We start from the raw sequence: 18,688 nt of genomic DNA, 5'->3' as shown, positions 1-18,688 counted from the left end.
CGGACGGGTTCCGGCCGGCGGGTTCGCTGCGGACCGTGCCCCCGCTGGGACTCGAACCCAGACTGCGCCGATTTTAAGTCGGCTTCCTCTGCCGATTGGGATACGGGGGCCACGCCCAGGGGCGGGCTCCGCCGAGCCTAGGCCCACCGGCTCAGCGACCGCTCCCGGCGGGGAGCTGGGCCTCCGGGTCGGGCACGGGAGAGGAGCCGACGGTCGGCGGGGAGTCGCCCAGGATCCCGGGGCGCTTCGGGTCGCACCGGACCGGCTTCGGCTCGGGCTCCGGCTCCGGCTCCGCGCTCGCGCTGCCCGAGGCCGACGGGTCGTCGCTGGGCTCCTGCGCCTCCTGCTCGGCCTCGCGCTTGCGACGCTCGCAGTCGCGTACCGCCTGGCGGTAGCGCTGCCGGGCCGCGTCCTGGCGATCGAAGAAGGTCCGCCGGGCCTGCTGCTGACCGCGCCAGGAGTCCAGCGCGGCGTAGTAGCGGTTGCGGGCGCCCCAGATCACGTTCCACGCCGAGGCCACCTCGCTCACCTCGGCGGCATAGACCTCGTAGTCCTCCACGGCGGCCCGGTAGGCGGCGTACTCCCCGAAATAGTCCGCCTGCTCACCCGGCCAGGCCCGCCACTGACGCCGCAGGTCGCCCCGGGCGCGGTCCACCGCGCGCTGCAGCTCCGCGTCGGCCTTCTCCTGGTCGAAGTGCGGCGGCTGCTGGCCGGTGAAGTCCCAGCCGCACCCCGGGCCGACCGGGTCGGGGATCCGCTTCGGCGCGGTCGTCTCCATCGGCGGACGGGTCGGTGCGTCCGGCGCCGCGGGGGCGTACTGATACTCCGGGAGCGCGACGGGGCCCTCCGTGGGCAGCGGCTGCGGGGTCGCCGGCCGCTCCGGCACCGCCGGGATCGGCAGGTCCGGCGCCGGTACCGGCACCTTCTGCGCCCCCGACGGCGGCGTCGGGCTCGGCACGTCCATGTCACCGCGCTCGACCTTCTCGGTGACCTGGCGGCCGTGGTAGTTGGCTCGGTCCAGGTACGGCGAGCGGGCGCGCGACGACTCGCCGTCCGGGTTGGCGCAGACGCCCACCAGGGCGTCGGCCAGCACGCGGTCCAGCTCGCGGAGCGCCTGCTCGTGCGAGCCGGGGTCCTCCGGGCCGTCGGAGGTCCGGGCGCTGGCGGTGACCACCACGTCGCCGCGGCGCCACAGCTGGGCCACCGTGCGGCTCGACGTGAGCTCGGTCGCGTCCACGCCCAGCTCGGAGAGCCCGGTGGAGGTGTAGACGCCGGAGCAGGAGGGGTCCGATGCCACCGCGTCCGCGGCCTGCAGCGCGACCGAGCCCCCGCCGGCCGGGTACGCGGCGACCTGCACCGCCAGGGAGCGGCCGGACTTCTCGTCGTACCAGTTCACCGTGCGCGCGATCGCGGGGGCGATGTCGCCGACCGGGTCGCAGCCCAGCCCGAACGAGCTGGTCGTCACCGCCGAGCTGTCCAGCCGGCGCCACTCCCTCAGCTGCTCCGGCTGCACGTCCGCGACCCGGCGCACGACCTGCTCGGCCGCGGACGCGCCGGCGAGAGCCGGCCCGCTGCTCGTCGCGGCGGCCGGGGCCGGGCCCTCGGCCTGCTCCTCGCCGGGCACGGCGAAGGACAGCCAGGGCGCCACACCGATGATGGCCAGGGTCAGGACGACGGCGACGACGAGGACACCGAGCCCCAGGGCGAGCGCTGCTCGCTGCCAGGACTCGGGCGGGCGTTTCGTCGGATTCTCGGTCACCGTGGACAATCGTAGGCAGCCCGAGCCCCACCGCGAAGTCGGGGCGAGCCCAGGAGGAGGAGAGCCGCGTGCCGCAGGAGGGTGCCGAGCGCCGTCAGGCGCTGCGTCACGGGGTCCTCGCCTTGGCGGCGCTCGCGCTGATCGCCGCGGTGCTGACCGTCCCCTTCGCGACCACCGGCGCGATGACCGTCAACGCGGCCGCGCGCTATTGGCGCGACCTCCCCGCGAAGCTGCCCGAGAGGCCGGCTCCGAGCCGGTCGAAGATCCTGGCGGCCGACGGCAGCGTGATCGCGGAGTTCTACTCCGAGAACCGCTTCCCGGTGGAGTACGACGAGATCTCCCGCCCGATGCGCCAGGCGGCGGTGGCGATCGAGGACAACCGCTTCTGGCGGCACGGCGGCGTCGACATCCGCGGCATCGCGCGAGCCTTCGTCAACAACGCCCTCGGCGACGACACCCAGGGCGGCTCCACCATCACCCAGCAGTACGTCAAGAACGTGCTGGCCAACGCCGCCGAGACCGAGGAGGGTCGCGAGGCCGCCTCGCAGGCCTCCTACCAGCGCAAGCTGCGCGAGGCCCGGCTGGCGACCGCGGTCGAGAAGCAGATGACCAAGGAGCAGATCCTCCAGGGCTACCTGAACATCTCCTACTTCGGCGACGGGGCGTACGGCGTGGGGGCGGCCGCCCGTCACTACTTCGACGTGGACGCGAGCGAGCTGACCGTGCCGCAGGCGGCGATGCTGGCCGGCGTGGTGAAGAACCCCACGGCGCTGGACCCCACCGAGGACCCCGCGGCCGCGCAGGCCCGCCGCAACACCGTGCTGTCGGTGATGAACGCCCAAGGGATGATCACCGACCGCGAGCTGGCCCGCTTCAAGAAGGCGCCGCTCGGGCTGAGGATCACCGAGGCGCCGAACGGCTGCACCAGCGCGCGCTACCCGTTCTTCTGCCAGTACGTCAAGGAGTGGATCGCCAAGGACCCCGCGTTCGGCCGGACCGCGGCCCAGCGCGCCGAGCTGCTCTACCGCGGCGGGCTGACGATCAAGACCAGCCTGGACCCGAAGGCCCAGGACATCGCGCAGAAGGCGGTCGACGACGCGCTCGGTCGCGACAACCGGGTCGCGGCCGCCGCGGTCACCGTCGAGCCCGGCACCGGGCGGGTGATCACCTTCGCGGTCAACCGCACCTTCGGCGTGCCGAAGAAGGGCGAGTTCGACAAGACCCAGGTCCTGCTGCCCGACGCGGTGGCGATGCAGCCGGGGTCGAACTTCAAGCCGATCACCCTGGCGGCGGCGCTGGAGCGCGGCTACGACCCGAACAGCGCGATCTACGCCCCGCCCGTCTACGCCCCCGCGGACCAGAACTACCCCGGCTCGGGGTTCCAGAACTTCGGCAGCAGCGGCTCGGGCTACCTCGACGCCTACGCCGGCATCGCCCGGTCCTCCAACACCTACGCCCTGGCGCTGCAGCACGACGTCGGGGTGCTCAACGTCGCCGCCATGGCCGAGCGCCTCGGCTTCACCGGGATCCCGCGGTCGGGCGAGCGGGCGATCACCGAGCGGGACGCCGCGCTCACCCTCGGCGTCTACGAGGTCTCCCCGCTCCAGCTCGCCAGCGCCTATGCCACCTTCGCCGCGCACGGCGTCTCCTGCCGGCCGATCGCGATCGACGCGGTGACCGGGCCCCGCGGCCGGGAGTTGGAGGTGCCGGACGCCAACTGCACCCAGGCGATCCAGCCGTCGGTGGCCGACACCGTCGCCGACGTCATGCAGGGCGTCATCGACGGCCCCGACCCCGCGCGCACCGGCTCCGCCCAGTCCATCGGCCGCCCGGCCGCCGGCAAGACCGGCACCACGCAGAACAACGCGGCGGTCTGGTTCTCCGGCTACACCCCGCAGTTCGCCACGGCCGTCTGGGTCGGCGACCCGCGAGGCGGGTTCGCCTACCCCCTGCGCAACTTCTACGCCAACGGCACCTACATCGCCCAGGCCTACGGCGGCCTGGTCGCCGGCCCGATCTGGCAGAAGATCATGCTCGGCCTGCACCGGGGGCTGCCCGTGGAGCAGTTCGCCCCGCCCTCCGGAACCGCGTCGGGGACCGTCGTGCCCGACGTACGCGGCCTCTCCCCCGCCGACGCCTTCCGGGCCCTGGACGAGGCCGGCTTCCGGGTGCGGGTGGCCGACCGGCGCGCCTCGCCCGACGACCTGCTGAGCCCCAACGTGGTGCAGCGGACGACGCCGGCCGCCGGCACCTACCTCGGGCCGGAGTCGGAGGTGTCGCTGGTGCTCACGGCGGGGTCTCGGACCGACGTGCGGCTGCCAGAGACCGAGCGCGGGTGAAGACCGCGTCCAGCATCGGCTCGGTCAGCCGGCCGGTGAAGGTGTTGTGCTGGCTGGGGTGGTAGCAGCCCAGCAGCGTGACCGTCCGCGCCTCGTCCCCCAGCGTCACCTCGGCGGCGTGCGCGAACCGCGGCTTCGGCTTCGGTACGGCGAACCCGGCGGCCGCCAGCCCGCGCAGCGCCCCCGCCCAGCCGTAGGCGCCCAGCGCCACCACGACCCGCAGCGACGGGGCGACCAGCCGCACCTCCTGGGCCAGCCACGGCTCACAGGTGTCCCGCTCCCGCGGGGTGGGCTTGTTCTGCGGCGGCGCGCAGCGGACCGTGGCGACCATCCGTGCCCCGACCAGCGCCTGCCCGTCGCCGGCGTGCACGGAGGCGGCCTGCCGGGCCAGCCCGGTGCGGTGCAGGGAGGCGAAGAGCCAGTCGCCGCTGGAGTCGCCGGTGAAGACCCGCCCGGTGCGGTTGCCGCCCTGGGCGGCCGGGGCCAGGCCGACGATCAGTATCTCCGGCGCGGGGTCGCCCCAGCCCGCGATCGGCCGGCCCCAGTAGGGCTGGTCGGCGAAGCTCGCGCGCCGCTCGACCGCCACCTGCTCGCGCCAGCGGACCAGCCGCGGGCAGGCGGAGCACACGCTCACCCGGGCGTCGAGCTCGGCCAGGTCGTCGGTGTCCGCGAGGCGGCGTACCTGGGCCGGAGTGCGGGCCACCGGCGTGTCCGGCGCGGCCGGGTCCTCCGGCCAGCCGGTGCCCGGCGGGACCGGGCTGGGGAACCGCTCGCCGGTGACCGGGTGCGGATCGGTGGTCACGACGGGTCGGCGATCGACCAGGCGATGCCGTAGAGGATGTCGGCCTCGGAGACGACGTACCGCTCCACCCGGGTGCGGGCCAGGATCCGCGACCAGATGATCGCCCCGGCCCCGATCACGTCGGCGCGGCCGGGGTGCAGCCAGGGCAGCCGGAGCCGCTCGGCGACCGACATCGCGAGCATGCGGTCGACGAAGCGGTGCGTGGCGGCGACGAGCGGGGTGGCTCCGTCGATCGCGTCCCGGTCGAAGGCCGGCAGGTCCATCAGCCCCGCGGCGAGCGTCTTGATCGTCCCGGACGTGCCGATCACGGTGCGAGCCGAGGCGAGGTCCAGGCCGCTGCCGTCGAGGGCGGCGTCGACGTCCGCGGCGCAGGCCCGGGTCTGCGCGGTCGTCGGCGGGTCGTCGTGGAGATAGCGCTCGTGCAGCCGGACCGAGCCGATGTCCAGGGAGACCGCGGCGTCCGGGGTGCCGGCCGTGCCGAGCACCAACTCGGTGGAGCCGCCGCCGATGTCGACCACCAGCACCGGGTCGGGTGGGCTCGGCTCGAGCGCGCGGGTGGCACCGGCGTAGACGAGGGCCGCCTCCTCCTCCCCCGAGAGCACCTCGACGTCCACGCCGAGACGCTCGCGCACGCCGTCGGTGAAGACCGCCGCGTTGCGGGCGTCCCGGGTGGCCGAGGTGGCGCAGAAGCGGATCCGGTCCTGGGCGACGTCGTGCTCCCGCAGCAGGGCGGCGAACTCGTCGATCGCGTCGAAGGTGCGGGCCAGTGCCTCCTCCGACAGCTCGCCGGTGGTGTCGACGCCGGCTCCGAGCCGGACCACGCGGGACTCGCGCACCGCGACGTCGGGCAGGTCGCCGATCAGCAGCTTGATCGAGTTGGTGCCGCAGTCGATCGCGCCGACCGCGCTCACGCGTCCTCCACGGTCACGCAGGGACCCTCGCTCCACCAGTCGCCGAGCAGGTCGAGCACCTCGTCGCCCAGCGGGTTGACCCCGCGGCCGGCGGCCAGCGCGTGGGCGGCGAGCACGTGCAGGCACTTGACCCGGTCCGGCATCCCGCCGGCGGTGACGCCCGCGATCTCGGGTACGTCGTGCCCGGTGACCCGGGCCAGCTCGTCCCGGTCGGCGAGGTAGGCCTCGTGCGCTCTGCGGTAGGCCGCCGCCAGCTCGGGGTCGTCGCGCAGTCGCTGGGTCATCTCGGTCATCAGGCCCGAGCCCTCGAGGGTGCCGATCCGGGAGCTCGCCCGAGGGCAGGTGAGGTAGTAGGTGGTGGGGAACGGCGTCCCGTTGGGCAGTCGCGGCTCGGTGGTCACCACGTCCGGGTTACCGCAGGGGCAGCGGTGGCCGACCTCGTGGCTGCCGCGCGGGGGGCGACCGAGCTGGGCGCGCACGATCGCCTCGTCCCGGGGGTCCAGGCTCACCCGCGGGGACCGATCACGTCGGGCAGCGTCTGGTCTCCCGGCTTGACCTGGGGCGGGTTCCCGGCGAGCCGGACCGACCCCCAGGCGTTGTCCCACCAGGCCGTGGGCTCCTCGCGCACGACGTCCTCGGGGTCGTCGAGAGCCCGCCCGGTGACCGGGTCGCCGTTCTCGTCGACGACCACGAAGGAGCGCTCACCCGGCATCACGTAGCCGAACCGCTGCCGGGCCTGCTGCCGCAGATACGCCGGGTCCTCCCAGCGGCGCTTCTCCCGCTCGAGCTCGCCGATCGCCTTCTCACGCATGGCGATCTCGGCCTTGAGGTCGCTGATCTGGTCCCGCTGCTGGAGGTAGGCGCGCAGGCTGGAGGCGTAGGAGGCCATCAGCACCGCGACCACCAGGACCAGCACCATCGCCCGGCCGGTGAGCCGGGGGCGGCGGCGGCCGGTCGTGGGTGGTCTCGACAGGCTCGACCAGCGTTGGGGGCTCGACCAGCGTTGGGGGCTCGACCAGCGATGAGGGCCGGAGTCAGTGACCCGCGGCGTGGAGCCGGTGGTCGTCGTGCGGCTGCGGGCGCGCGCCTTCCCGCCCGGGGGCGTCTTGCGCCCGGGGCCGGAGGTACGGCGCTCCGCCATGCGGGTCAGCCCTGGAAGCGCGGGAACGCGGACGCGCCGGCGTAGCGACCGGCCTCGCCGAGCTCGTCCTCGATCCGCAGCAGCTGGTTGTACTTCGCGACCCGCTCGGAGCGGGCGGGCGCGCCGGTCTTGATCTGGCCGCAGTTGGTCGCGACCGCGAGGTCGGCGATCGTGGTGTCCTCGGTCTCCCCGGAGCGGTGGCTCATCATGCAGCGGTAGCCGTTGCGGTGGGCGAGGTCGACGGAGTCGAGGGTCTCGGTGAGCGTGCCGATCTGGTTGACCTTCACCAGCAGCGCGTTGGCCTGGCCGCCGGAGATGCCGCGCTGGAGCCGCTCGACGTTGGTGACGAACAGGTCGTCGCCGACCAACTGCACCTGGCCGCCGAGCCGGTCGGTCATCGCCTTCCAGCCCTTCCAGTCCTCCTCGTCCAGCGGGTCCTCGATCGACACGATCGGGTAGGAGGAGCACAGGTCGGCGTAGTAGTCGATCATCTTCTCCGCCGTCTGCTTCTTGCCCTCGAAGGTGTACTTGCCCTTGTCGGCGAACTCCGAGGCGGCCACGTCGAGCGCGAGCACGACGTCCTTGCCGAGCTTGAGTCCGGCGGCCTTCACCGCGTCGCCGATCAGGTCCAGCGCGTCCCGGTTCGACGGCAGGTCGGGGGCGAAGCCGCCCTCGTCGCCGACGCCGGTGGCCAGGCCCTTCTTCTTCAGCACCGACTTCAGCGCGTGGTAGACCTCGGCGCCCTGCTGGAGGGCCTCGCGGAAGGTGGGGGCGCCGATCGGCGCGATCATGAACTCCTGCACGTCGACGTTGGTGTCGGCGTGCGCGCCGCCGTTGAGAATGTTCATCATCGGCACGGGCAGCAGGTGCGCGTTGGGGCCGCCGACGTAGCGGTAGACCGGCAGGCCGGCGGACTCCGAGGCGGCCCGGGCCACGGCCAGGGAGACGCCGAGGATCGCGTTGGCGCCGGCCTTGGCCTTGTTGGGGGTGCCGTCGGCGTCCAGCATCGCCTGGTCCACCAGGCGCTGGTCGTCGGCCTCCAGGCCCTCGATCGCGGGGGCGAGGTCCTCGACGACCGCCCGCACGGCCTTCTGCACGCCCTTGCCGAGGTAGCGCTTCCCGCCGTCGCGCAGCTCCACGGCCTCGAACTGGCCGGTGGAGGCGCCACTGGGCACGGCCGCGCGGGCGAAGGTGCCGTCGTCGAGCCCGACCTCGACCTCGACGGTGGGGTTGCCGCGGGAGTCGAGGATCTCGCGGGCGCCGACTGCGATGATGGAAGCCATCGGGTGCTCCTGGGTGGTGGTCGTCGAGGGACGGGCACGGTCAGCCTAATGGCGGCGCGCGTACAACGCAGGGAGCACCCGCGGCGTGCCCGGCTCGGTCCCGGCCGGTCCCGGCTCGGCGAACTTGATCAAGCGGGCGAATGCGGAACGCGCCACACTCCTCGCATGGACACCTGCTGGTTCTGCTCCGAGGAGGCCCGGACCGAGCCAGCGCCGGGTGGGTGGCTGATCGACGACGGGGTCTGGCGTGCCGGGCACGCTCCGGCCGCCTACGGACCGCCGGGGACGGTGATCCTGGAGGCGCGGCGACACGTGCTCGACCCGTCGGTGTTCAACGACACCGAGGCGGCGACGTACTCCCACGCCCTCGGCCGGCTGACCGCCGCCATCCGCGAGGTCACGGGGTGCGACCGGGTGTACCAGTGGGCCACCATGGATCGCTTCCCCCACTTCCACGTCTGGCTGATCCCCTGGTGGGAGGGGCCACTGCGCGGGCCACGCTTCCTCGTGGCCACGCTGGTCGACGAACCGGGCTGCGACCCGGCCGAGGCGGAGCGGATGGCCGGGCTCCTCCGGGCGCGTCTCGCACGGTCGGCGAGCTAGGCCACCATGGTGTCGTGACGCAGCATCCGGAGCTCGCCAGGCGGCTCGGCACGGGGGACGCGGTGAGCGTGGGGCTCACCGCGATGGTCGGCGCGGGCGTGTTCGCCGTCTGGGGGCCGGCGGCCACGGCGGCCGGCTCACTGCTGCTCGTCGGGCTCGGGATCGCGGCGGTCGTCGCGTTCTGCAACGCGGTCGCCTCGGCCCAGCTCGCGCAGACCTACCCGTCCTCGGGCGGCACGTACCTGTTCGGCCGCGAGGTGCTCGGCCCCTGGTGGGGCTTCGTCGCCGGGTGGGGGTTCGTCGTCGGCAAGACCGCGTCGTGCGCCGCGATGGCGATGACGTTCGCGGCGTACGCCGTCCCCGGCGAGCCGGTCTGGCAGCGGCTCGCCGCGGTCGCGGCCGTGGTGGCGCTGACGCTGGCGAACCTGTGGGGCGTCACCCGCACCGCGCGAGTCGGCCAGGTCCTGCTCGCGCTCACCCTGATCACCCTGGTGGTCGCGGTCGCGGTGGTGCTGCCGGCCTCGCCGGCCGCCGTACCCGCCCCCTCCGGCTCCGCCTGGGGGGTGCTCCAGTCCGCGGGGCTGCTGTTCTTCGCGTTCGCCGGGTACGCGCGGATCGCCACCCTCGCCGAGGAGGTACGGCAGCCGGAGATGCTGGGCCGGGCCATCCTGATCGCGCTCGGGGTCGCGGTCGTCCTCTACGCGGTCGTCGGGGTGGCGGTGCTCCGGGTGCTCGGCGCGGACCTCGCCGGGTCGACCACCCCGATCGCGGACGCGGCGACGGCCGCCGGAGCCGCCTGGGCGTCGCCTCTGGTGCGGGTCGGCGCGGCCGCGGCGGCGCTCGGTGCGCTGCTCGCGCTGCTGGCCGGGATCGGGCGCACCTCGTTGGCCATGGCGCGCGAGCGCGACCTCCCGTCCACCCTCGCGCACGTGCACCCCGAGCACCGGGTCCCCGATCACGCCCAGGTCGCCATCGGCGCCGCCGTCGTGGTCCTGGTGCTCGTCGCGGACCTGCGCGGCGCGATCGGCTTCTCCTCCTGCGGGGTGCTCGTCTACTACTTCGTCGCGAACCTCTCCGCGCTGCGCCAGCCCCCCGCCGAGCGGCGCTGGCCGCGGGCGCTCAATGTGCTCGGGCTCGTCGGGTGCGCCGTACTCGTCCTCACCCTCCCCTGGGTCTCGGTCGCCGTCGGACTCGGCGTCCTCGCCCTCGGTCTCCTCGGGCGGCTGGTGGTGCGCGGGCGGTGAGGGTGCTCGCCGAGGCGCGGGCGTTGTGACGCGGGTGCTCTCACATCCCGCAGGAAGACCCCGCGGGATCTGGTAGGGCACGCACCACAACGTCCCCTGCCACCGCCCCCGGATCTGGTAGGTGCCGCACCACAACCCTCCGGGCGGAGGCAGTCAGCTCGCCGCGACCCGAGAGGCGGCGTGCAGGGCCCGCCGCGCATAGCCCCGCACGTCGGCGTCGGTGTCCTTGGTGGCCCGCTCGAGCGCCTCGACGGCACGGTCGTCGCCGGTCCGCTCGGAGAGCGCGATCACCGCGGCCTTGCGCACGTCGGCGTGCTCGTCCTCCAGCGCCGGGAGCAGCGGTGGCACCGCCACGTCGTCGGGCGCGCCGGCGAGGCCGCGTACGGCGCCGACCCGGACCCGCCAGGCCCGGTCGGACAGACCCTCGGCGGACCGCGACCAGGAGTCCGGCGAGCCCCCCAGCGCGCCGAGGGACTCCAGGGCCGCGGCCCGCACGAGGAGCTCGGGGTCCCCGGCGAGGTCGGCCAGCACCGGCTCGGAGGCCGGCGAGCCGATCGTGCCGAGGCCGTGCACCGCCGCGACCCGGACCTCGCGCTCGGCGTCGGCGGTGGCTCGCGCGACCGGCTCGACCGCGTCCAGCGACACCAGCCCGCTCACCGCCTGCAGCCGCACCCGGTGGTCCTCGTCGGCGAGCGCGGCGGAGAAGTCCTCGACGGTGCCGAGCCGCAGTCCGCGGAGTACGTCGAGGACGGCGGCCCGCCCCACCGGGTCGGCCACCGAGGCGGCACCGTGCAGCGCCGCCGAGACCTCCTCGGTCGCCGGCACCACCTCGACCAGCTCGCGCAGCGCGTGTGCCGCGGCGGACCGGACCGAGGCGTCCTCGTCCTCCAGCCGCGCGACCAGCGCCGGGCCGAACCCGGCCGGCACCACCTCGGTCAGCGTCGCCACCGCCGCCCGGCGCACCGCCGGCTCGGCGTCGACCAGGAACGGGTCGAGCTCCCCGAGGTCGGGCGAGGAGTCGGCCAGCTCCAACAGCTCCAGCAGCCGGGGCGAGCGGGTCGCCGCGGCGCCGGCCGGCCCGGAGCGCCGCCCCGTCACCAGCTGCCGTGGCTCGACGGACGCGATCACCGCGACGTCGTCGGGCGCGGAGGCGGGGATGGTCACGCCCTCGACCGGGACGACGTACTCCGCGACCGGTCGCCGCACGAACTCGGTCCCGCCGTCGGGGCGGCGCCGCACGTTGAGGTGGAAGAACCACGCGTCGTCGTCGCGCAGCGGCAGGTCGGCCCGGGCGTGGTAGAGCCCCCACCGGCTCTCCTCGCGCACCATCGAGGCGCGCGCGGCCAACTCGGCGCAGTCGCGGATGAAGGTGACCTCGGCGCAGCGCATCAGCTCGTGCGGCGTACGCCCGCCCATCCCCTCCAGCTCCCCGGCCATCCGGTCGAAGGACTCGATCGCGATCGCCAGCTTGCGGCCGGTCTTCGGCGGTGCGACGTAGTCGTTGACGAAGCGGCGCAGCTTGTACTCCACCTGCGGCTGCGGCGGCCCGTCCGGGTTGCGCAGCGGCCGGTAGACCAGCTCGTGCGCGGCGGCCACCTGGTCGGCGGGCAGCTCGGGCCGGGTGGACGGCAGGTGGGCGCTCGCGTGGGTGCCGGCCAGGTCGCCGAAGACGAACGCGCCGATCATGTAGTTGTGCGGCACGCAGGCCAGGTCGCCCGCGGCGTAGAGCCCCGGCACCGTGGTCTGGGCGTTCTCGTCCACCCACACGCCGGAGGAGGAGTGCCCGCCGCACAGCCCTATCTCGGAGATGTGCATCTCCACGTCGTGGGTGCGGTAGTCGTGCCCCCGGCCGGAGTGGAACGTGCCACGCGTCGGCCGCTCGGTGTGGTGCAGGATCCCCTCCAGCGCCGAGACCGTCTCCTCGGGCAGGTGGGTGGTCTTGAGGTAGATCGGACCGCGCGCGGAGTCGATCTCCTCCTTCACCTCGGCCATCATCTGACCGCTCCAGTAGTCGCAGTCCACGAACCGCTCGCCGTCGGCGTTGACCTGGTAGCTGCCGAACGGGTTCGCGACGTAGGCGCACGCCGGGCCGTTGTAGTCCTTGATCAGCGGGTTGACCTGGAAGCACTCGATCCCGCTCAGCTCGGCGCCCGCGTGGTAGGCCATCGCATAGCCGTCGCCGGCGTTCGTCGGGTTCTCATAGGTGCCGTAGAGGTAGCCGCTCGCCGGCAGCCCCAGCCGCCCGCAGGCGCCGGTCGCCAGGATCACCGCACCCGCGGAGACGGTGACGAACCCGCCGGTGCGGGTGTGCAGTGCGGCGGCGCCGACCGCGCGGCCCTCGGCGGTGAGCACGCGCACCGGCATCAGCCGGTTCTCGATCGTCAGGTTCTGCCGGATCTCCCGCTTGCGCATCACCCGGTAGAGGACCTTCTTGACGTCCTTGCCCTCCGGCATCGGCAGCACGTAGGACCCGGACCGGTGCACCCGGCGGACCGCGTAGTCGCCGTACTCGTCCTTCTCGAACTTCACGCCGTAGCGCTCCAGCCGTCGCACCATGTCGTAGCCGCGGGTGGCGGTCTGCCGGATGGTGGCCTGGTTGACGATGCCGTCGTTGGCACGGGTGATCTCGGCGACGTAGTCCTCCGGCGTGGCCTTGCCGGGGATGACCGCGTTGTTCACGCCGTCCATGCCCATCGCCAGCGCTCCGGAGTGCCGCACGTGCGCCTTCTCCAGCAACAGCACCTGCGCGCCGGCCTCGGCGGCGGTGATCGCCGCCATGGTGCCGGCGGTGCCGCCGCCGATCACCAGCACGTCGCAGTGGCGCTCTTCGGTCTCGGTCGGCTCGGGGATGTTCACGCGACGTCCTTCCGGGTCTGCGGGGCGGGGTCTCGGTCGGGGGCGGGGGCCAGGGACTGGGTGAGGCTGAGGGCGGCGAGGATCTCGGCGCGTACGGCGGCGCCCGGGGCCCGGTCCGGGTCGCGCGGGTGGGCGACCGGGTGCTCCGCGACCACGCCGCGGCGCCCGAGGACCACGATCCGGTCGGCGATCCGCAGCGCCTCGTCCACGTCGTGGGTGACGAAGACGACCGTGCAGCCCGAGGCCTGCCACGCCTCGACGAGCAGCTGCTGCATGGAGGCGCGGGTCTGGGCGTCCAGCGCGCCGAACGGCTCGTCCATGCAGATCAGCCCGGGAGCCCCGGCGAGCGCGCGGGCGAGCTGGACCCGCTGCCGCATCCCGCCGGAGAGCTGGCCGGGCAGCCGGTCGGCGTAGCGGGACAGGCCGACCCGCTCCAGCCACTCCGTGGCGCGCTCCCGCCGCTCCCGGCGCCCGACACCACGGACCGTGAGCGGCAGCTCGACGTTGCGGTGGGCCGAGCGCCACGGCAGCAGCGCGTCCTCCTGGAAGACTAGGGCACGGTCGGCGTCGGGCCCGGTGACCCGCTGGTCCCCGGCGACGATCTCGCCGGAGATCGGGTGGATCAGCCCGGCGATCGCCCGCAGCAGCGTCGACTTGCCGCAGCCGGAGTGCCCGAGCACGACCAGGATCTGCCCCGCGGGCACCTCCAGGTCGACGCCCTCGACGACGGCCTCGCCGGCGTACCCCAGCGTCACCCCCGTGGCGCGCAGCGCGGACGGGTGGACCTCGGTCGTGCTCATGCCGCGCTCCTCTGCTCCGAGGCCAGCCACCGGGTGAGCCGGCGGCCGAGCAGCTCGACGCCGGCGGAGGTGAGCCAGCCGATGGCGCCGATCGACACCATGCCGACCAGCACGTCGGGATAGTCGACGATCGTGTAGGCCTGCCACGTGCGGTAGCCCAGGCCGAAGTCGCCGGAGATCATCTCCGCGGAGATCACGCAGATCCACGCCACGCCCATGCCGACCGACAGCCCGCCGAAGATCCCCGGGACGATGCCGGGCAGGATCACCGCGCGCAGCACCTGGCGGCGGTTGGCGCCCATCGTGCGCAGCGCGTCCTCCCACACCGTCGGCAGCGCACGGACCGCGTGCCGGGTGCTCACCAGGATCGGGAAGAACGCCGCGGTGGAGGTGATGAACACGATCCCCTGCTCGTTGGTCGGGAAGAGCAGGATCGCCACGGGGACCAGCGCGATCGCGGGGATGGGGCGGACCACCTCCAGCAGCGGCTGCAGCAGGTCCGCGGCCACCCGGGACCTGGCCAGGGCGATGCCGAGCCCGATGCCGGCCACCGACGCGATGGCGAAGCCGCTGAGGATCCGCACCAGGCTCTGCGCGAGGTCCTGCCAGTACAGCGGCGTGCCCAGCTGGCTGCCGAAGGCGTCGAAGACCTCGCCGGGGCCGGGGATCTGGTCGAAGCGCAGCCAGGCGACGACGTCGTAGGTCGTCAGCAGCCACCACAGCAGGACGGCGGCGGCGAGCGAGGCGGCGCGCAGCACCCAGTCGACGGGTCGGGTACGGCGCCTCCGCCGCACCAGGGCGGGCGGCGCGTCGACCTGCTCGACCGAGGCTCCGGCGTCGGTGCGCTCCTGGACGGCGGTCACGACGCGCCCCCGCCGGCCTGGGTCGCGACCGCCTGGTCCCAGGTCAGCTCGCTCGCGCCGGGGTTGTCGGCGGCGTACTCGCTGCGGCTCTGCTCGGTGGCGAAGGGCAGCAGCTCCTCGCCGTCGCGCAGCCAGAGCATCCGGTCGGCGAACCAGCGGGTGCCGGTCTGCGCGTCGGGCAGGTAGGCGGCCCGCAGCCGCTCACCGTCGTCGAGCTCGGCCACGGCCCGCACCAGGCAGGTCGGGTCGGCCGCCGGGCGGGTGTCGTCCTCGCCCTGCACCCACAGCTCGCCGGCGGTGGCCGGGTCGGTCACCTTCCGGTCGCAGGTGGCGTCGCGGCCCTCGATCGGCGCCGGGTTGGCGGTCGAGGCGGCGTCGCGGTCGTAGGAGTCGCCGTACGCCTCCCGCAGCGCGGTGTCGTCGACGAAGGCATCGACGTCGAGCGGGCGCTCGACCACGCCGATCGACCTCAGGAACGGCACGTCCTGGGTCAGCGCCTCGACCTGCTCGTCCTTGATCGTGGCGTCGAAGGAGGAGACGCCGCCCCGGCCGTTGTAGAGGTAGACGACCTCGGGCGGCAGCCCGGTCTCGTCGGCGACGATCTGCGCGGCCTCGACCGGGTTCTCGTGGAGGTACTCCGTGGCGTCGAGCTGCGCCTTGAGGAAGGCCCGGACGACCTCCGGCTCCTCACGGGCGACCTCCTTGCGCACCACCGTGCCGTGCAGGGTGGGCACCTCGAGCTCCCCGCCGTCGTAGACCAGCCGCGCGTCGTCGCGCCAGGCGAGGTAGCCGGGCCACGCGACGAACTGGGCGACCGCGTCGACCGAGCCCGCCTGCAGCGCCGAGGCGCCCACGCCGGGGTCCTGGTTCTCCACCGACACCGCGGTCTCGGGGTCGATCCCGGCCCGGTCGAGGGCCTGGACGAGGGTGCCGTGACCGGCTGAGCCGACGCTCGCTGAGATGCTCTTCCCCTCGAGGTCCTCCAGCGTCGAGACGGGTGAGTCCGCCCCCACGACGACGCCGTTGAGGGCGCCGCGGGGGTTCCAGCCGGTCACGGCGATCATGGTGGTGCCGCGGTCGCCGGTCCCCGCGCGGGAGCCGTTGATCAGCAGCGGGTAGTCGCCCATGGAGCCGATGTCGATCTTGCCGGCGAGCATCTGGGCGGTGATGGGCGCGCCGGTGTCGTAGTCGGCCCAGCGGACCTGGTAGTCCCCCACCTCGGCGAGCCGCTTCTCCAGGAAGCCGCGCTCGCGCAGCAGGGTGCCGGCGGTGACGGTGTTGATGGTCTTGGACTGGTAGCCGACCGTGACGGTCGCCGTACCCCGGCTCGCCCTCGGCGCCGCCGGCGACGGTGCAGGCCGACAGGCCGGCGGCCGCGACGAGACCGCTGAGGGCGCCGGTGACGGCGCGCAGGGAGATGGGCATGCGAGGGCTCCTCGGGCGGGATGCGGGCGCGCTCAGCGCAGCAGGTAGGGGATGTTCACGGTCACGGCGTCGGTGGGGCACCGGTCGGCGCAGGGGCCGCAGTACCAGCACTCGTCGACGGCCATGTAGGCCTTGTTGGTCTCCGGGTCGATCGCCAGGGCGTCCAGCGGGCACACCTCCACGCAGAGGTTGCAGCCCTCGATGCAGCGGGACTCGTCGATGGTCACCGGCACGTCGAAGCGCTGGTCGACCAAGGGCGAGCGGCCGGGCCGGCTGGTCTGAGACGTCTCGGTCATGCGGGGCTCCTCGGGGTACGGCGCAGCGTGCTGCGCATGGTGATGCGGTCGCCGCGGAACCGGATGAACTCCAGGTCCACGGGGCGTCCGTCGCCCAGGCGGGTCAACCGCTCGAGCATGAGCAGAGGGGCGCCCGGCCGGACCCGGAGCAGCGACGCGGAATGCTGGTCCGCGCCCACCGCCTCCAGGATCACGTCGGCCCCGTCGAGCCCGCCGCCGGTGATCTCCTCCAACAGCGCGAACACGTCCCGGTGGGCCAGGTCCTCGGCGAGCAGGGCCTCGCCGGGGTCGCGCGGAAGGTAGGTGAGATCCAGCGACATGGGTACGCCGTCGACGGTGCGCAACCTCTCGACGTACACCACTGGCTCGTCGGGACCGAGCCGCAGCCGGTGGGCCACGGCGCCGGGCGCCCGGACAAGGCCCGCCGCGCGGACCTCGTTGTGGACCAGGGACCCCTCGGCGACGACCTCGCCGAGACCCTGGAGCTGATGCAGGCCGTGCGGGTGCTTGCCGCCTCCGGCCCGGGTGCCGACCCCCGGCGTGCGCTCGACCAGGCCCTCCAGGCGGAGCAGGTCCAAGGCCGCGCGCACGGTGTTGCGGGACACCCCGAAGTCGTCGGCCAGCGTCGGCTCCGACGGCAGCTCCAGCCGGCCCTCGCGCGCCCGGTGCAGCACCTGGTGGCGGAGTACGTCGGCCACCAGGCGGGCCCGGGCCGCCCGCGGCCGGGAGGTGGGGTGGGAGATCGTCACGGACGTAATACTAGTAACTCACTGCAGTTAATCCAGTAAGTATCCGTAACGCCACCAGATTGATTTCCGACACCCCGCTGACCTGCGGGAACGCCGCGACACGGCGGCATTCCGCCACCTCCCGGCGTGTCTCCCGCGTGGCCGCCCGCGAGTCAGAGGAGTGCGCGGACGGCGTCGCGCAGGGCCTGCTCGGGGTCGACCCCCGCCTCCCGCGCCTCGGCGACCAGCGCGAGCAGCCGCCGCCCGATGTCCTCGCGGGTCGAGCCCCCCGCGCCGGCTGAGCCCCCCGCGCCGGCCGAGCCCCCCTCGCCGGCCGAGCCCCCCTCGCTGGTCGAGCCTGTCGAGACCACCCCGCCCGAGCCCCCCTCGCTGGTCGAGCCTGTCGAGACCACCCCGCCCGAGGGCAGCCGCCCGAGCACCTTGTCGGCATACAACAGCGCGGGCAGGGAGGCCGGGATCCCCTCGTCGGGGGTACGGCGGCCCGCCTTCTCCTCCGCCTTGATCGCCTGCCACACCGCGTCGATCTCGGCGGGGGTGCCGCCGGGGGCGTCGCCGAAGACGTGCGGGTTGCGGCGGTACATCTTCGCGGTCACGTCGCGGGCGACGTCGTCCAAGGTGAACTGGCCGGCCTGCTCGGCGATCACGGCGTGGAAGTACACCTGCAGCAGCAGGTCGCCGAGCTCCTCGCGCAGGTCGGCGGGTGTGCCCTGCTCGATCGCCTCGACCGTCTCGTGCGCCTCCTCCAGGAGATAGCGCACCAGGGAGCGGTGGTCCTGCGCGGCCTTCCAGCTGCACTCCTCGCGCAGCCGCCGCATCACCGCGAGGAACTCCCGCAGCGGATCGGGATCAGCCTCGGCCACCGGTCGATCCGTCAGCCGCAGCGCTGCGACGGCGGGAGGGTCCGGGCGTAGCCGGTCAGCTGCTGGGCGAGCTCGACCTGCTCGTCCTGGCTCTGCGCGTTCTCGAAGCGCTGCACCACCTGGGCGGACTTCGCGTCCTCGCTGACCGGCACCGAGAGGCCGCCGCCCTCGGTCGGCGCCAGGGTGCCCTCGGACCACTCCACCCCGAGCTTCGGGTTGACCTCGATCGGCGAGCGGTCCGACCAGCTGGTGAACATCTCGATGGCGCGCTCGGTCACCTGCTGCTGGCTCAGTCCGGTGACGCCCTCGTCCGCCAGCGCCTGCTCGGCAGCGGCGACCGCGATGTCCTGCAGGTAGCCCCCGGTGGTGTCGATCGTCGTGGCGGCCTCGCGCGCGGCGTCCGGCATCGACCGGGACTGCTGGCGGCTCTGCTGGACCGCCTGCGCGTAGCCCTTGCCCGGCGCGACGTCGTACTGCTCGGCCATCTGGTTGGCGATCTCCCGCAGCACCAGGCTGGAGACCACCTGCCGGCGCACCGTGCCCATGGGCAGGACCACGCCGTTCTGCTGGTAGGCCTGCTTGGTCGCGGTGCAGTAGTCCTGGGCGAGCTGGTCGACCTCGCTCATCTTGATGGTGGTCTCCCCCACGGTGGCGGCGACGTTCGGGCTGCCGCTGCCGCAGCCGGTCAGCAGGAACAGGCAGGCCGGGACGGCCAGCCAGACTTTGCGCGTGCGCACCGGTGGGTTCTCCTTGGTCG

The 18,688-nt window shown here is 74.0% G+C and carries 17 protein-coding genes and 1 tRNA gene; 3 read left to right on the top strand and 15 right to left on the bottom strand.

What is annotated here, in order from left to right; all coding sequences use genetic code 11:
• Window positions 1-36: 36 nt before the first annotated feature.
• Window positions 37-110, bottom strand: a tRNA-Leu gene (locus K8W59_RS03585).
• Window positions 111-151: 41 nt separating this feature from the next.
• On the bottom strand, window positions 152-1,759 hold the full coding sequence (locus K8W59_RS03580; protein WP_223397385.1) for a hypothetical protein: 1,608 nt from the start codon (window positions 1,757-1,759) through the stop codon (window positions 152-154).
• A gap of 68 nt (window positions 1,760-1,827) precedes the next feature.
• Between K8W59_RS03580 and K8W59_RS03575 the strand changes: the two genes are divergently transcribed.
• A complete protein-coding gene (locus K8W59_RS03575) occupies window positions 1,828-4,098 on the top strand; it encodes a penicillin-binding protein (RefSeq protein ID WP_223397384.1) in 2,271 nt (756 codons plus the stop codon).
• Here the strand turns inward: K8W59_RS03575 and K8W59_RS03570 are convergent.
• From K8W59_RS03570 to eno, 5 genes are read right to left on the bottom strand one after another with little or no spacing between them, the layout of a single operon-like run.
• A complete protein-coding gene (locus K8W59_RS03570; RefSeq protein ID WP_223397383.1) occupies window positions 4,046-4,900 on the bottom strand; it encodes a uracil-DNA glycosylase in 855 nt (284 codons plus the stop codon). The genes K8W59_RS03575 and K8W59_RS03570 overlap by 53 nt on opposite strands.
• Window positions 4,897-5,811 (bottom strand): Ppx/GppA phosphatase family protein, encoded by a 915-nt coding sequence (locus K8W59_RS03565; protein WP_223397382.1) that lies wholly within the window; start codon window positions 5,809-5,811, stop codon window positions 4,897-4,899. Before K8W59_RS03565 ends, K8W59_RS03570 begins: the two co-directional genes overlap by 4 nt.
• Window positions 5,808-6,320 (bottom strand): DUF501 domain-containing protein, encoded by a 513-nt coding sequence (locus tag K8W59_RS03560; RefSeq protein WP_223397381.1) that lies wholly within the window; start codon window positions 6,318-6,320, stop codon window positions 5,808-5,810. The genes K8W59_RS03565 and K8W59_RS03560 overlap by 4 nt, the downstream gene beginning before the upstream one ends.
• On the bottom strand, window positions 6,317-6,952 hold the full coding sequence (locus K8W59_RS03555) for an FtsB family cell division protein (RefSeq protein ID WP_223397380.1): 636 nt from the start codon (window positions 6,950-6,952) through the stop codon (window positions 6,317-6,319). The genes K8W59_RS03560 and K8W59_RS03555 overlap by 4 nt, the downstream gene beginning before the upstream one ends.
• Window positions 6,953-6,957: 5 nt before the next feature.
• Window positions 6,958-8,235 carry a phosphopyruvate hydratase gene (gene eno / locus K8W59_RS03550; RefSeq protein ID WP_223397379.1) on the bottom strand — a complete coding sequence of 426 codons (1,278 nt, stop codon included), beginning with the start codon at window positions 8,233-8,235 and terminating at the stop codon, window positions 6,958-6,960.
• A 165-nt stretch (window positions 8,236-8,400) separates the two neighbouring features.
• Here eno and K8W59_RS03545 point away from each other — a divergent pair, with 165 nt between their 5' ends.
• Together K8W59_RS03545 and K8W59_RS03540 are read left to right on the top strand one after the other, a co-directional pair.
• Entirely contained in the window at window positions 8,401-8,838 is a 438-nt protein-coding gene (locus K8W59_RS03545; protein WP_223397378.1) for a hypothetical protein, read from the top strand.
• Window positions 8,839-8,852: 14 nt separating this feature from the next.
• Window positions 8,853-10,082 carry an APC family permease gene (locus K8W59_RS03540; RefSeq protein WP_223397377.1) on the top strand — a complete coding sequence of 410 codons (1,230 nt, stop codon included), beginning with the start codon at window positions 8,853-8,855 and terminating at the stop codon, window positions 10,080-10,082.
• 153 nt (window positions 10,083-10,235) lie between these two features.
• On the opposite strand, the gene K8W59_RS03535 is transcribed toward K8W59_RS03540, so the two are convergent.
• The 8 genes from K8W59_RS03535 to K8W59_RS03500 all read right to left on the bottom strand — a co-directional run bounded on the left by K8W59_RS03535 (window position 10,236) and on the right by K8W59_RS03500 (window position 18,668).
• Window positions 10,236-12,938 (bottom strand): fumarate reductase/succinate dehydrogenase flavoprotein subunit, encoded by a 2,703-nt coding sequence (locus tag K8W59_RS03535; protein WP_223397376.1) that lies wholly within the window; start codon window positions 12,936-12,938, stop codon window positions 10,236-10,238.
• Complete coding sequence (locus K8W59_RS03530; protein ID WP_223397375.1) at window positions 12,935-13,738, bottom strand: ABC transporter ATP-binding protein; 804 nt, start codon at window positions 13,736-13,738, stop codon at window positions 12,935-12,937. Before K8W59_RS03530 ends, K8W59_RS03535 begins: the two co-directional genes overlap by 4 nt.
• Window positions 13,735-14,601: an ABC transporter permease gene (locus tag K8W59_RS03525; RefSeq protein ID WP_223397374.1), complete on the bottom strand. Its 867-nt coding sequence runs from the start codon at window positions 14,599-14,601 to the stop codon at window positions 13,735-13,737. The genes K8W59_RS03530 and K8W59_RS03525 overlap by 4 nt, the downstream gene beginning before the upstream one ends.
• A complete protein-coding gene (locus tag K8W59_RS03520; RefSeq protein WP_397196066.1) occupies window positions 14,598-15,857 on the bottom strand; it encodes an ABC transporter substrate-binding protein in 1,260 nt (419 codons plus the stop codon). Before K8W59_RS03520 ends, K8W59_RS03525 begins: the two co-directional genes overlap by 4 nt.
• 201 nt (window positions 15,858-16,058) lie before the next feature.
• Window positions 16,059-16,322, bottom strand: coding sequence for a 4Fe-4S dicluster domain-containing protein (locus K8W59_RS03515; RefSeq protein WP_223397373.1), 264 nt, complete (start codon window positions 16,320-16,322; stop codon window positions 16,059-16,061).
• On the bottom strand, window positions 16,319-17,071 hold the full coding sequence (locus K8W59_RS03510) for a GntR family transcriptional regulator (protein WP_223397372.1): 753 nt from the start codon (window positions 17,069-17,071) through the stop codon (window positions 16,319-16,321). Before K8W59_RS03510 ends, K8W59_RS03515 begins: the two co-directional genes overlap by 4 nt.
• Window positions 17,072-17,223: 152 nt before the next feature.
• Window positions 17,224-17,931: a MazG nucleotide pyrophosphohydrolase domain-containing protein gene (locus K8W59_RS20115; RefSeq protein ID WP_263283279.1), complete on the bottom strand. Its 708-nt coding sequence runs from the start codon at window positions 17,929-17,931 to the stop codon at window positions 17,224-17,226.
• 11 nt (window positions 17,932-17,942) lie between these two features.
• Complete coding sequence (locus K8W59_RS03500) at window positions 17,943-18,668, bottom strand: SurA N-terminal domain-containing protein (protein ID WP_223397371.1); 726 nt, start codon at window positions 18,666-18,668, stop codon at window positions 17,943-17,945.
• Window positions 18,669-18,688: the final 20 nt, after the last annotated feature.

Origin of the sequence: Nocardioides rotundus (assembly GCF_019931675.1) — a bacterium.
GTDB lineage: Bacteria > Actinomycetota > Actinomycetes > Propionibacteriales > Nocardioidaceae > Nocardioides > Nocardioides rotundus.
This window is presented reverse-complemented; position numbering and strand designations above follow the sequence as displayed.

Excerpts from the sequence above, each read along its gene's own strand:
- K8W59_RS03555 (WP_223397380.1), bottom strand. The coding sequence starts at position 6,952 with ATGGCGGAGCGCCGTACCTCCGGCCCCGGGCGCAAGACGCCCCCGGGC.
- eno (WP_223397379.1), bottom strand. The coding sequence starts at position 8,235 with ATGGCTTCCATCATCGCAGTCGGCGCCCGCGAGATCCTCGACTCCCGC.
- K8W59_RS03545 (WP_223397378.1), top strand. The coding sequence starts at position 8,401 with ATGGACACCTGCTGGTTCTGCTCCGAGGAGGCCCGGACCGAGCCAGCG.
- K8W59_RS03530 (WP_223397375.1), bottom strand. The coding sequence starts at position 13,738 with ATGAGCACGACCGAGGTCCACCCGTCCGCGCTGCGCGCCACGGGGGTG.
- K8W59_RS03515 (WP_223397373.1), bottom strand. The coding sequence starts at position 16,322 with ATGACCGAGACGTCTCAGACCAGCCGGCCCGGCCGCTCGCCCTTGGTC.